General features: G+C 68.1%; 11 protein-coding genes and 1 rRNA gene. 1 reads left to right on the top strand and 11 read right to left on the bottom strand.

The genetic code is table 11. The features are described from left to right. Window positions 1–260 precede the first annotated feature (260 nt). Window positions 261–1,786: ribosomal RNA gene (locus OG972_RS23285) — 16S ribosomal RNA — on the bottom strand. Between the two features lie 632 nt (window positions 1,787–2,418). Next, a complete protein-coding gene (locus OG972_RS23280) occupies window positions 2,419–3,435 on the bottom strand; it encodes a GlxA family transcriptional regulator (RefSeq protein WP_266984435.1) in 1,017 nt (338 codons plus the stop codon). 74 nt (window positions 3,436–3,509) lie between these two features. Here OG972_RS23280 and OG972_RS23275 point away from each other — a divergent pair, with 74 nt between their 5' ends. Then, complete coding sequence (locus OG972_RS23275; RefSeq protein ID WP_266984433.1) at window positions 3,510–4,097, top strand: cysteine hydrolase family protein; 588 nt, start codon at window positions 3,510–3,512, stop codon at window positions 4,095–4,097. A 3-nt stretch (window positions 4,098–4,100) separates the two neighbouring features. On the opposite strand, the gene proC is transcribed toward OG972_RS23275, so the two are convergent. From proC to OG972_RS23230, 9 genes are all read right to left on the bottom strand, one after another. Further along, entirely contained in the window at window positions 4,101–4,910 is an 810-nt protein-coding gene (gene proC, locus OG972_RS23270) for a pyrroline-5-carboxylate reductase (RefSeq protein ID WP_266984431.1), read from the bottom strand. Window positions 4,911–4,986: 76 nt separating this feature from the next. Further along, window positions 4,987–5,808: an ABC transporter permease gene (locus OG972_RS23265; protein ID WP_266984430.1), complete on the bottom strand. Its 822-nt coding sequence runs from the start codon at window positions 5,806–5,808 to the stop codon at window positions 4,987–4,989. Next, on the bottom strand, window positions 5,805–6,572 hold the full coding sequence (locus OG972_RS23260) for an ABC transporter ATP-binding protein (protein ID WP_266984429.1): 768 nt from the start codon (window positions 6,570–6,572) through the stop codon (window positions 5,805–5,807). The genes OG972_RS23265 and OG972_RS23260 overlap by 4 nt, the downstream gene beginning before the upstream one ends. A gap of 226 nt (window positions 6,573–6,798) precedes the next feature. Next, window positions 6,799–7,563 carry a class I SAM-dependent methyltransferase gene (locus OG972_RS23255; protein WP_266984427.1) on the bottom strand — a complete coding sequence of 255 codons (765 nt, stop codon included), beginning with the start codon at window positions 7,561–7,563 and terminating at the stop codon, window positions 6,799–6,801. 25 nt (window positions 7,564–7,588) lie between these two features. After that, window positions 7,589–8,143, bottom strand: a complete 555-nt coding sequence (locus tag OG972_RS23250) for a hypothetical protein (protein ID WP_266984425.1) — start codon at window positions 8,141–8,143, stop codon at window positions 7,589–7,591. Window positions 8,144–8,222: 79 nt separating this feature from the next. Next, window positions 8,223–8,702, bottom strand: coding sequence for an acetyltransferase (locus tag OG972_RS23245; RefSeq protein ID WP_266984424.1), 480 nt, complete (start codon window positions 8,700–8,702; stop codon window positions 8,223–8,225). Between the two features lie 154 nt (window positions 8,703–8,856). Continuing rightward, window positions 8,857–10,707 (bottom strand): dihydroxy-acid dehydratase, encoded by a 1,851-nt coding sequence (ilvD, locus tag OG972_RS23240; RefSeq protein ID WP_266984422.1) that lies wholly within the window; start codon window positions 10,705–10,707, stop codon window positions 8,857–8,859. 236 nt (window positions 10,708–10,943) lie between these two features. After that, on the bottom strand, window positions 10,944–11,606 hold the full coding sequence (locus OG972_RS23235; protein WP_266984420.1) for a TetR family transcriptional regulator: 663 nt from the start codon (window positions 11,604–11,606) through the stop codon (window positions 10,944–10,946). Then, the gene (locus OG972_RS23230) at window positions 11,603–12,430 is read right to left on the bottom strand and encodes a sugar phosphate isomerase/epimerase (RefSeq protein WP_266984419.1); all 828 of its coding nucleotides are present in this window, start codon (window positions 12,428–12,430) and stop codon (window positions 11,603–11,605) included. Before OG972_RS23230 ends, OG972_RS23235 begins: the two co-directional genes overlap by 4 nt. Window positions 12,431–12,528 lie beyond the last annotated feature (98 nt).

Genomic DNA, 12,528 nt, shown 5'->3' with positions numbered 1-12,528 from the left:
CCAGCCACCCATCACCCCACCCGAAAAGGGCGAGTTCACTGGGGCCGGCAACTGAAGGCGACCACACGGCCGTACCCTCAGATACCCAACAACGTGCCCGACACAACCGATCCCTTCCCACGTTCCACGCCGAAGCAGTACTAGTGAAAAACAACCTGTCGTGCCGAATAGTCAACGTTCCACCCATGAGCTACCACCGTCGAACATTTGCCGACGTAGTGGCCTCTGACCAAGCAGGCTTGGTAAGAAGTGCTCCTTAGAAAGGAGGTGATCCAGCCGCACCTTCCGGTACGGCTACCTTGTTACGACTTCGTCCCAATCGCCAGTCCCACCTTCGACAGCTCCCTCCCACAAGGGGTTGGGCCACCGGCTTCGGGTGTTACCGACTTTCGTGACGTGACGGGCGGTGTGTACAAGGCCCGGGAACGTATTCACCGCAGCAATGCTGATCTGCGATTACTAGCAACTCCGACTTCATGGGGTCGAGTTGCAGACCCCAATCCGAACTGAGACCGGCTTTTTGAGATTCGCTCCGCCTCGCGGCATCGCAGCTCATTGTACCGGCCATTGTAGCACGTGTGCAGCCCAAGACATAAGGGGCATGATGACTTGACGTCGTCCCCACCTTCCTCCGAGTTGACCCCGGCAGTCTCCTGTGAGTCCCCATCACCCCGAAGGGCATGCTGGCAACACAGAACAAGGGTTGCGCTCGTTGCGGGACTTAACCCAACATCTCACGACACGAGCTGACGACAGCCATGCACCACCTGTATACCGACCACAAGGGGGGCACCATCTCTGATGCTTTCCGGTATATGTCAAGCCTTGGTAAGGTTCTTCGCGTTGCGTCGAATTAAGCCACATGCTCCGCTGCTTGTGCGGGCCCCCGTCAATTCCTTTGAGTTTTAGCCTTGCGGCCGTACTCCCCAGGCGGGGAACTTAATGCGTTAGCTGCGGCACCGACGACGTGGAATGTCGCCAACACCTAGTTCCCAACGTTTACGGCGTGGACTACCAGGGTATCTAATCCTGTTCGCTCCCCACGCTTTCGCTCCTCAGCGTCAGTAATGGCCCAGAGATCCGCCTTCGCCACCGGTGTTCCTCCTGATATCTGCGCATTTCACCGCTACACCAGGAATTCCGATCTCCCCTACCACACTCTAGCCTGCCCGTATCGACTGCAGACCCGGGGTTAAGCCCCGGGCTTTCACAACCGACGCAACAAGCCGCCTACGAGCTCTTTACGCCCAATAATTCCGGACAACGCTTGCGCCCTACGTATTACCGCGGCTGCTGGCACGTAGTTAGCCGGCGCTTCTTCTGCAGGTACCGTCACTTTCGCTTCTTCCCTGCTGAAAGAGGTTTACAACCCGAAGGCCGTCATCCCTCACGCGGCGTCGCTGCATCAGGCTTTCGCCCATTGTGCAATATTCCCCACTGCTGCCTCCCGTAGGAGTCTGGGCCGTGTCTCAGTCCCAGTGTGGCCGGTCGCCCTCTCAGGCCGGCTACCCGTCGTCGCCTTGGTAGGCCATCACCCCACCAACAAGCTGATAGGCCGCGGGCTCATCCTTCACCGCCGGAGCTTTTAACCTCGTCCCATGCGGGACAGAGTGTTATCCGGTATTAGACCCCGTTTCCAGGGCTTGTCCCAGAGTGAAGGGCAGATTGCCCACGTGTTACTCACCCGTTCGCCACTAATCCACCCCGAAGGGCTTCATCGTTCGACTTGCATGTGTTAAGCACGCCGCCAGCGTTCGTCCTGAGCCAGGATCAAACTCTCCGTGAATGTTCTCCCGTGATCGGGATGACACACACGAGAGCGGAACGACCGGTCGGAATAGGACCGATCGTTCACAGCGTCCTCGCTGTGTAATTGCCTACCGGAACCGTGAGGCCCGGCAGGACTTTCAAAGGAACCTCGAACCTGCCGAAGCAGGCCGGGGTATCAACATATCTGGCGTTGACTTTTGGCACGCTGTTGAGTTCTCAAGGAACGGACGCTTCCTTTGTACTCACCCTCTCGGGCTTTCCTCCGGGCTTTCCCTTCGGTCTTGCGTTTCCGACTCTATCAGACTCTTTCGTGTCCGATTCCCGGTCGAAGCGGGTTCCGCTTTCCAGTTCTTCGCTTTCGCGTTTCCCTTTCCGGCGAGTCCGACTCTATCAGATCCTTTCGGGCCTGATTCCCAGTCAGTGGGGTTTGTCTTCCCGGCCGTTGGGCCGTTCCGACGAGTGAGACTTTAGCGGAATCCTGGGCCCCGACGCTAATCGGGGTCGCGCTCCTTCGAACGCGGATTCCTCATTTCGCAAATGTGCACAGAAAGCTGGGCGACAGATGTCGCTTGCTCGATGCGGTTCCTGCGGAATGGCTGTCCGGGGACCGACCGGAGTCGGCGCTCACGTCGGACAACTCGGAGAACATTACGGATGCAGGCGGCCCGTGTCAACCTCCGGCTGACCCGGGATGTGGTGGAAGGCCAGGCGGTAGTCCCGGGGGCTGGTGGCCAGGTGGGTCGCGAAGTGCTGGCGCATGGTGATCTCGCTGCCGAAACCCGTACGGCGGGCCACCTCGGGGAGCGGGAGGTCGGTCCGCTCCAGGAGCTTCTGGGCTGCGGCGATGCGTTGAGTGATCAGCCAGCGCAGCGGCGTGGTGCCCGTGGTCGCCTGGAAGTGGCGGGCGAAGGAGCGGGGGGACATGCCGGCGCGGGCGGCAAGGTCGGCCACCGTGTGGGGTTCGGCCAGGTGGGTCAGAGCGAAGGCCCGTACCGCGGCAAGGGTGTCGGCGTCCCGGTCCGTGTGCGGGGTGGGGTGCTCGATGAACTGGGCCTGGGTGCCGGTGCGGAACGGGGCCGTGACCATCGAACGGGCGATCGCCGCTGCGGCTTCGGCGCCATGGGCCGTCCGGACGAGATGGAGGCAGAGGTCGATACCTGCCGCGGTGCCGGCTGACGTCCAGACGTTGTCGTCCTGGAGGAAGAGGGCGTCCGGGACGACCGTCACCTGAGGGTGGTGGGTGCGGAGGAGGTCGGTGAGGTTCCAGTGGGTGACGGCTTGGCGGCCGTTGAGGAGTCCTGCCTGGGCGAGAGTGAAGGCGCCGCCGCAGAGTGCGGCTATCGGGGTACCTCGGGTGTGGGCGCGGCGGAGGGCGTCGAGAACCGGCTCGGGAGCGGGGGTCAGGTGGTCGTCGAGGCCGGGGACGACGATCAGCTCGGCGCCGGCCAGCCAGGCGAGGGTGCGGTCCGGGCTGAGGGAGAGGCCGCCGCGCAGCGGGATGGGGGCCGGGTCGGCGGCGGTGCGGCGCAGGTCGAAGAGCGGGACGCCGCGGTCGGTGCGGTCCACGCCCCAGACCTCGGTGATGACCGAGACGTCGAAGGCGCGGATGCCGGGGAACGCGACCAGCGCGATGCGCGTGGGGGTGAAGGAGGGGCGGGGCGGCATGCTGGCAGTAAAGCATCGATCGATGGCTTTTTGACCTCTGGGTGATACCGGTCCGGGGCGGCAGCATCGTTCGTATGGAGATCGCAGAGAACGCAGCGCTGGTCGTGGTGGACGTGCAGGAAGGCTTTGAGGAGGAGGCTCACTGGGGGCCGCGGAACAATCCTGAGGCGGATCGGAACATTGCGGAGCTCATCGACGCCTGGCAGACGAGCGGACGGCCCGTCGTGTTCGTGCGGCATGACTCGACGAAGCCGGATTCGCCGCTGCGGCCCGGCTACTCGGGGAACGCGTTCAAGGGGTATGTGGAGGAGCGGCGTGGGAAGGGCAGCGGGCCCGAGCTGTTCCTGACGAAGACCGTGAATTCCGCCTTCTACGGCACGCCCGATCTCGGGACGTGGCTCAGTGAGGGCGGGGTGCGGCAGATCGTGGTGGCCGGGATCCAGACGAATATGTGCGCGGAGACGACGGCGCGGATGGGCGGGAATCTCGGGTACGAGGTGTTCTTCGCGTTCGATGCCACGTACACGTTCGACGGGGTCGGGCCGTGGGGGTGGGTGCTGAGCGCGGACGAGCTGGCGCGGGCCACCGCTGTGTCGCTGCACAGCGGTGGGTTCGCGAAGGTCGTGACCAGTGCGGAGCTGGTGGCTGCCGCCGGGAAGTGAGGGTCAGCCGTTGCCCGAGGCCAGCTCGCGGCTGCGGTCGCGGGCTGCTTCGAGGGCGGCGATCAGGGCGGCGCGTACGCCGTGGTTCTCCAGCTCCCGGATGGCACTGATGGTGGTGCCGGCCGGGCTGGTGACGGCTTCGCGGAGCTTGACCGGGTGTTCGCCGCTGTCCCGGAGCATCACCGCCGCGCCGATGGCGGCCTGCACGATCAGGTCGTGGGCCTGGGCGCGGGGCAGACCGAGCAGGATGCCCGCGTCGGTCATCGCCTCGACGAGAAAGTAGAAGTACGCGGGTCCCGAGCCGGACAGTGCGGTCGCGGCGTCCTGCTGGGACTCGGGGACGCGGAGGGTCTTGCCCACCCCGCCGAAGATCGCCTCGGCGGTGGCGAGATGTTCGGTGGTGGCGTGGCTGCCCGCCGAGATGACGGACATGCCCTCGTCGACGAGGACAGGGGTGTTCGGCATGACCCGTACGACCGGAGTCCTCGCGGCGAGGCGATCCTCGATGAAGGCGGTTGTGATACCGGCGGCGGCGCTGATGACCAGCCGGTCGGCCGTGAGATGGGAGGTGAGTTCGTCGAGGAGCCGGCCCATGTCCTGGGGCTTGACCGCGAGGATGAGGACGTCGGCGCGCTTGGCGGCTTCGGCGTTGGTGACGGACTCGACGCCGTAACGGGTACGGAGTTCCTCGGCACGCTCGGATCGGCGGGCGGTGACCAGCAGGTCGGCCGGGCGCCAGCCCGCCCGGATCATGCCGCTGAGCAGTGCCTCGCCGATCTTGCCGGTGCCGAGGACTGCGACTGTCTGGGTCATGCGGTTCACCCTCCGGACGGTGCGGTGGTACGCGGTTCTGGTGGTGCGTCGTCGCCGCCATCCTCGCACCGGCACGTCAGGTGGTGCGGCGGCGGAGGGTGGCTGCGCCGAGGGCGAGGACGAGAAGGGCGCAGCCCGAGACGATCAGGACGTCGCGGACGAAGTTGCCGGTGACCTCGGTGTGGTGGAGAACTTCGTTCATGCCGTCGACCGCGTACGACATGGGCAGGACGTTCGAGACCGCTTCGAGAGCGGGTGCCATCCGGTCGCGCGCGATGAACAGTCCGCAGAGCAGGAGTTGCGGGAAGATCACGGCCGGCATGAACTGGACGGCCTGGAACTCGGACGCGGCGAAGGCCGAGACGAAGAGGCCGAGGGCCGTGCCGAGCAGGGCGTCGAGCAGGGCGACGAGGAGCAGCAGCCAAGGGGAGCCGACCACGTCGAGACCGAGCACCCAGACCGAGAGCGCGGTGGCCAGGAGGGACTGGAGGATCGCGACGGCGCCGAACGCGAGGGCGTAGCCGGCGATCAGGTCACCCTTGCCGAGCGGCATGGCGAGGAGGCGTTCCAGGGTGCCCGAGGTGCGTTCGCGGAGGGTGGCGATCGAGGTCACCAGGAACATCGTGATCAGCGGGAAGATACCGAGGAGCGAGGCGCCGATGGCGTCGAAGGTCTGTGGGCTGCCGTCGAAGACGTACCGGAGCAGCGTGATCAACACGACCGGGATGAGGAGCAGCAACGCGACGGTGCGCGGGTCATGGGTCAGCTGGCGCAGGACGCGGGCGGCGGTGGCGAGGGTGCGGGCGGGGCTGAGGGCCTGGGGTCCGGGCCGGTCGCGGCCGCCGGTGGGGGCCTGCGGGGTGGCGGTGGCCTGCTGTGGCGTGTTGGCCGTGCTCATCGGGCGTTCTCCTGAGAAGTGGCGGCCTCGTCGACCAGGTGGAGGAAGGCTTCTTCGACGGTGGCGGTCCGGGCGTGGGTGCGCAGTGCCTCGGGGGTGCCGTCGGCAAGGATCGCGCCCTCGCGCATGAGGAGCAGGCGGTGGCAGCGCTCGGCCTCGTCCATGACGTGGGAGGAGACGAGGAGCGTGGTGCCGTGGTCGGCGGCGAGGGTATGGAAGAGGCTCCACAGGTCGCGGCGGAGCACCGGGTCGAGGCCGACGGTCGGTTCGTCGAGGACGAGGAGTTCGGGCGTGCCGAGCAGGGCTGCGCCGAGGGAGACACGGGTCAGCTGGCCGCCGGAGAGAGTGCCGGCGAGCGCGTCCGCGTGGCTGGTCAGGTCGACATCGGTGAGGGCGCGGGCGACGGCGGCGCGGCGGGCGTCCCGGTGTCTGCGGCCCGGCTGAAGGATCGCCGCGAAGTAGTCGAGGTTCTGCCGGACGCTGAGGTCGGTGTAGACCGACGGCGCCTGGGTGACGTACCCGATACGTGGGCGAAGGGTGGGGTGGCCCGCGGGGTTGCCGAGGACGTCGAGGGTGCCCGTGACCTTGGCCTGGGTGCCCACGACAGCTCGCATCAGGGTGGATTTGCCGCAGCCGGAGGGGCCCAGAAGGCCGGTGATCCTGCCGGGTTCGACGGTGAAGTCGAGACCGCGCAGGACGGTGCGGCCGCCTCGTACGACCGTGAGGCCGCGGGCCTCGATGGCGGCACCCGAATTATTCATCATGCGATGAATTTTGATCCTCGGCACGGTCGCTCGTCAAGGGATCGGGGCGGCGCAGCCTTCGAAGGCGCGGAGGCGCCCTCGGTGCGGGGCGTGGAGCGGGCTGCACCACGCCGACCGCGCATCGGCAGCGGCCCTGGAGGCGCGGGCCGCGGTGCGGGAGGCACGAGAGCGGTGGGGAGTTGTGGAGGTGGGTGGGGCTGGGTCGGCGTGAGGGTCGGCCTGAGGGTCAGCGCCTTGCCACGCCGAGGTCGACCACGTAACTCTCCTCGACCGCGCCGTCCGGAAAGAGCTCCGCCAGGCAGTCGCGTTCCTCGGCGAGGAACCGGCGCGTGGGTTCCTCGCCGAGGACGAGGAAGGCGGAGTGGCTGCCGAGGTTGGCGAGGTGGGTGTCGACGGAGACCTGGCGGGTCCAGGGCACCAGGCGGTGCACGAAGCCGAGTTCGGCCGGCAGGTCGCGGGAGCGGACGGGCGAACCGTGGGCGCTGTCGTCCGCGCCGAGGAAGCGGCGGAGTCGGGCGTCCTGCCCGGCGATCCAGGGGACGGCGTGATCGGAGACGTTCCACCAGAGCGCGAGCGCGCCGCCCGGGCGCAGGACACGAAGGGCCTCGGAGGTGGATCGGCTCTGATCGGTCCAGTGCCAGGACTGGGCGTACGTGATCAGGTCGGCCGAGGCGGTGGCGAAGGGAAGGCGGTTGCCGTCGCCGCGCACGATCGGTACGTGCGGGAGTGTGCGGTGCAGTTCCGCCGCCATCCCGGGGCCCGGTTCGACGGCAGTGACGTGGGCCCCGCGCTCGGACAGGAGCCGGGTGGAGATGCCGGTGCCCGCGCCGACGTCGAGGGTGCGGGCACCGCGCAGGGGGTGGCCGGTGAGCTCTTCGACCGCGGCGAAGAGGGCTGGCGGGTAGCCGGGGCGGGCCGCGGCGTACTGGGCGGCGGCGCGGTCGAAGGAGAGGGCGCGGGAGCGAGGCGTGGTGGGGTCTCCGTGGGGCATGGAGGTCATCCTGGCCCGGGTGGGGTTACTTGCGGCGAGGTTTCCTGCCCTTGGGCGTCTTGCGGCCTGCCGGGTTTCCGGTTCGGGCCGAGCGGCGCTTGGCGTACTGGGCGACGGCGGCCTCGTACTCCGTGCGCCGCAGCTTCTCGCCCGGCGCCTCCAGGAACGAGCGGAAGAAGTACGCGAGCAGCGAGCCGATGAAACCGATCGTCTTCAGACTGCGCAGGTTGTCCTCGCCGGCCGGCTCGGCGGGGCGGCGGCTGAACCCTTCCCAGGTCTTGCGGAAGGCGATGGCGCTGCAGATGCCGAACATCAGGACGATCAGGATTCCGACGAAGCTGCCGACGTCGGCGATCTCCAGGCCCTGGTAGGCGAAGCGGAGCACGAAGCAGGAGGCGACGGCCGCGGCGAGGGAGCCGAGGGCGACGCCGACGCGGCGGAGCGCGTACCGGCCGTCGTGCTCGACCCAGGTCGTACCGAAGAAGCGGATGGGCTCGGGCTGCGGGCCGGGGGCGGTGCCGGTGCCGGTGCTCGCGGTGCTGGGCTCGGTGCCGTCGGAGGCTTCGCTTTTCTCGCTCACGAGGTCGATTATCCCCGGGGCGGCGGCGGTACCGGCGGCGGCGCTGCCCCTACGCGGGACGGAGCAGCGCCGTCCGGCATCAGCCGCAGTGCTCCCACGGGCTCGTGTACGTGTACGTACCGACGCCCGCCTCGATCATTCCGCCCCACTTCACGCAGCGGCTGCCTGCGGCGAGGCGTACCGGCCCGGCGTACGAGGAGTACGTGCCCTGGTCCTTCGCCTGATTCTTGCCGTCGCCGTCCACATCGAGCCAGGCGCCGGTCGGCAGCGCGTAACCGCTGGTGGAGGAGGAATGGAGAGTGACCACGCAGTTGGACTTGGTGCTCGCGTTGTAGAGCAGATAGACGCGGCCGAGTTCGGTGGTGGAGTTGCGGAAGGCGTGCGAGTCGATCTGGGTGTAGCCGGATCCGCAGATACCGGCCGGGGTGGCGGCAGTGGTGGCGGCTTCTGTGGACGCCGCGTGGGCCGGGACGGCGCCGAGGGCCGCCAGTGCGGCGATCGTCGAGGCGATGACCGCCCAGCGGTGGATGCGGACGTCGGTACGGACAGGGATGTGCATGCTCCCCCAATCGTGAGAACGCATGATGGGCGTGATTCTGGGCATCTGCCCGAATACGTGGAGTGACTACCCGTCCGTCTCGTCGGGCACACGCAGTGGCCCCCGGCGTATGCGAACGCCGGGGGCCACTGCGTGTGCGGGATCTGGTGTCGTGTCAGCCGAGCTTCGAGACGTCGCGCACCGCGCCACGGTCCGCGCTCGTCGCCATCGCCGCATACGCGCGCAGCGCCGCCGAGACCTTGCGCTCGCGGTTCTTCGGCGCGTACACGCCGTTCAGCGCCTCACGGCGGGTGGTCAGCTCGGCCTCGGGGACGAGGAGCTCGATCGAGCGGTTCGGGATGTCGATCCGGATCCGGTCGCCGTCCTCGACCAGGGCGATCGTGCCGCCCGACGCCGCCTCCGGCGATGCGTGGCCGATCGACAGGCCCGACGTGCCGCCGGAGAAGCGGCCGTCGGTGACGAGCGCACAGCTCTTGCCGAGGCCGCGGCCCTTCAGGAAGGAGGTGGGGTAGAGCATCTCCTGCATGCCGGGGCCGCCGCGCGGACCCTCGTAACGGATGACGACGACGTCGCCCTCCTTGATCTCCTTGCGGAGGATCTTGTCGACGGCCTCGTCCTGCGACTCGCAGACGACCGCCGGGCCCTCGAAGGTCCAGATCGACTCGTCGACGCCCGCCGTCTTCACGACGCAGCCGTCCTCGGCGAGGTTTCCCTTCAGGACCGCGAGGCCGCCGTCCTTGGAGTACGCGTGCTCCAGGTCACGGATGCAGCCACCCGCCGCGTCCAGGTCGAGGGTGTCCCAGCGCTCGGACTGCGAGAAGGCCGTCGCGGAACGCACGCATCCCGGGGCCGCGTGCCACAGCTCGACGGCCTCGGGGGACGGGGAGCCGCCGCGGACGTCCCAGTTCTTCAGCCACTCGCCGAGGGTGGCCGAGTGCACCGAATGCACGTCCTCGTTGAGCAGGCCGCCGCGGTGCAGCTCACCGAGGATGGCGGGGATGCCGCCGGCCCGGTGGACGTCCTCCATGTAGTACGTGCCGCCGGGGGCCACGTTGGGGGCGACCTTCGAGAGGCAGGGGACACGGCGCGAGACCTCGTTGATGTCGTCGAGGTCGTAGTCCAGCTCGGCCTCCTGTGCGGCGGCGAGCAGGTGCAGGATCGTGTTGGTGGAGCCGCCCATGGCGATGTCCAGCGCCATGGCGTTGTCGAACGCGGCGCGGGTGCCGATGGAGCGCGGCAGGACCGTCGCATCGTCCTGCTCGTAGTAGCGCTTGGTGATCTCGACGACCGTGCGGCCGGCCTCCTCGTACAGCGCCTTGCGGGCGGTGTGCGTGGCGAGGACGGAGCCGTTGCCGGGGAGGGAGAGGCCGAGGACCTCGGTCAGACAGTTCATCGAGTTGGCGGTGAACATGCCGGAACAGCTGCCGCAGGTGGGGCAGGCGTTCTCCTCGATACGGAGGATGTCCTCGTCCGAGACGTTCTCGTTGACGGCGTCACTGATCGCGTTGATCAGGTCGAGCTTGCGGACCGTGCCGTCGACGAGGGTGGCCCTGCCTGCCTCCATCGGACCGCCGGAGACGAAGACCGTCGGGATGTTGAGGCGCATCGCGGCCATCAGCATGCCAGGGGTGATCTTGTCGCAGTTGGAGATGCAGATCAGCGCGTCCGCGCAGTGCGCCTCGACCATGTACTCGACGGAGTCGGCGATCAGGTCGCGGGACGGGAGGCTGTAGAGCATCCCGGCGTGGCCCATCGCGATGCCGTCGTCGACGGCGATCGTGTTGAACTCACGGGGGACGGCGCCTGCGGCCTTGACGGCGTCGGAGACGATCCTGCCCACGGGGGCGAGGTGGGTGTGGCCGGGGACGAACTCGGTGAACGAGTTGGCGACCGCGATGATCGGCTTGCCGATGTCCTCGCCGGCTACGCCCGAGGCCCGCATAAGGGCGCGGGCGCCCGCCATGTTGCGGCCGTGGGTGACAGTGCGGGACCTCAGCTGGGGCATCGTCTCTCGCTCCTTCGACAGAAAAGACTGTCTTCGAGCCTACGCCTCGGCTCCAAGATCTGGACACCGTGTCCGAAATGCGGGACGGGGTGCTCAGTGGATGGGCGGGGTGCGGTTCGGTGGGTGGGGGTCGCTGCGCGGCCGTTCCTCCCGCCCGCTCCCTTCCTGGAACCGGGGCTCCACCCCGGACCCAGGGCCTCGAGCACCGTACGGACCGAAAGGTCACCCGGGGGCGGTCAGGTCTCCGTCAAGTAACGCTGGAGCGTCGGTGCGACCATGGCGATGATCTTCTCGGGGTCCGCAGAAGCCATCGGCTCCGCCTGGATCACGTACCGCAGCATCGCGATCCCGAGCATGTGCGACGCGGCCAGTTCCGCACGGAACGTCGCGTCCGGTACGTCGAGCGCCTCCGCGATCCGCTCCAGCACCCGTCGCAGGACGAAGCCGCGCAGCACCTTCGCCGCCCCTTCGTGCGTCAGGGCGGAGCGCGTGATCGCCAGCAGGGGAGCCCTGGACGCCGGGTTCTCCCACACCCCGATGAAGTAGCGGGCCAGCCGCTCCCCCAGGCCGTCCGTGCCCATGCCCAGGACGGACGGGATCACGAGGGCGGGTTCGAAGGAGACCTCGATCGCCGCCGCGAAGACCTCGTCCTTCGTACCGAAGTAGTGATGGACGAGTGCGGCGTCGACGCCTGCCGCCTTGGCGATGCCCCGGATCGACGTCTTGTCGTAGCCGCGTTCGGCGAATTCGGTACGGGCCGCTTCCAGGATGCGTTCGCGGGCGCCGGGGCCGGTGCCTGCCGTCGTACGGGCGGGGCGGCCTCGGCGCTTCGGGCGCTCGGGGGGTGTGTGCGCCGTGCCCTCCCCGCCGGTGTTCCCGCCCGCCCTGCCGGGGGTCATGAGCGCGGGACCTGCGCCGACGAGGAAGCCAGGTGGAGCCGGGTGAAGGCGAGCGCCTCCGCCAGGTCGGCTTCACGTTCGGCTGCGGACATGGCGCGGCGGGTGTTGACCTCGATGACGACATGGCCGTCGAAGCCCGTACGCGCCAGGCGCTCCAGCAGTTCCGCGCAGGGCTGGTCACCGCGGCCGGGCACCAGGTGCTCGTCCTTGTTGGAGCCCTTGCCGTCGGCGAGGTGGATGTGGGCGAGCCGGTCGCCCATCCGGTCGACCATGGCCATGCCGTCGGTGCGGGCGGTCGCGGTGTGCGAGAGGTCCACGGTGAAGTGGCGGTAGTCGTTGTTGGTGACGTCCCAGTCGGGGGCGTACGCGAGCATCTCGCGGTCCCGGTACCGCCACGGGTACATGTTCTCGACGGCGAAGCGCACATCCGTCTCGTCCGCCATCCGCCAGATGCCGGTGACGAAGTCGCGCGCGTACTGACGCTGCCAGCGGAACGGCGGATGGACGACGACGGTCGTCGCTCCGAGCTTCTCCGCGGCCGCGCGGGCCCGCTGGAGCTTCACCCATGGATCGGTGGACCAGACTCGCTGGGTGATCAGCAGACAGGGCGCGTGAACCGCGAGGATCGGCACCTGGTGGTAGTCCGAGAGCCGTCGCAACGCCTCGATGTCCTGGCTGACGGGATCGGTCCAGACCATGATCTCGACACCGTCGTAGCCCAGACGCGCGGCAATCTCGAAGGCCGTCGCCGTCGACTCCGGATAGACGGAAGCCGTCGACAGGGCGACCTTCGCATCCGGGATGCGCACCACTGGTTCTGCCACGCAGACAGCGTACGGGGCAGGTGTGCGCCCCACCGAGGCGTCGGGGTGGAAAGTGAGAAGGGCCATGACTCCGCTCCCGACGTTCCGCGCTCCCCGTC

Source organism: Streptomyces sp. NBC_01669, from assembly GCF_026339735.1.
In the GTDB taxonomy this organism is placed as follows: Bacteria; Actinomycetota; Actinomycetes; order Streptomycetales; family Streptomycetaceae; genus Streptomyces; species Streptomyces yanii.
The sequence above is the reverse complement of the archived record's forward strand: the minus strand, read 5'-3'. Positions and strand labels throughout refer to the sequence as shown.

Excerpts from the sequence above, each read along its gene's own strand:
- OG972_RS23280 (WP_266984435.1), bottom strand. The coding sequence starts at position 3,435 with ATGCCGCCCCGCCCCTCCTTCACCCCCACGCGCATCGCGCTGGTCGCG.
- OG972_RS23275 (WP_266984433.1), top strand. The coding sequence starts at position 3,510 with ATGGAGATCGCAGAGAACGCAGCGCTGGTCGTGGTGGACGTGCAGGAA.
- proC (WP_266984431.1), bottom strand. The coding sequence starts at position 4,910 with ATGACCCAGACAGTCGCAGTCCTCGGCACCGGCAAGATCGGCGAGGCA.
- OG972_RS23265 (WP_266984430.1), bottom strand. The coding sequence starts at position 5,808 with ATGAGCACGGCCAACACGCCACAGCAGGCCACCGCCACCCCGCAGGCC.
- OG972_RS23260 (WP_266984429.1), bottom strand. The coding sequence starts at position 6,572 with ATGATGAATAATTCGGGTGCCGCCATCGAGGCCCGCGGCCTCACGGTC.
- OG972_RS23255 (WP_266984427.1), bottom strand. The coding sequence starts at position 7,563 with ATGCCCCACGGAGACCCCACCACGCCTCGCTCCCGCGCCCTCTCCTTC.
- OG972_RS23245 (WP_266984424.1), bottom strand. The coding sequence starts at position 8,702 with ATGCACATCCCTGTCCGTACCGACGTCCGCATCCACCGCTGGGCGGTC.
- ilvD (WP_266984422.1), bottom strand. The coding sequence starts at position 10,707 with ATGCCCCAGCTGAGGTCCCGCACTGTCACCCACGGCCGCAACATGGCG.
- OG972_RS23235 (WP_266984420.1), bottom strand. The coding sequence starts at position 11,606 with ATGACCCCCGGCAGGGCGGGCGGGAACACCGGCGGGGAGGGCACGGCG.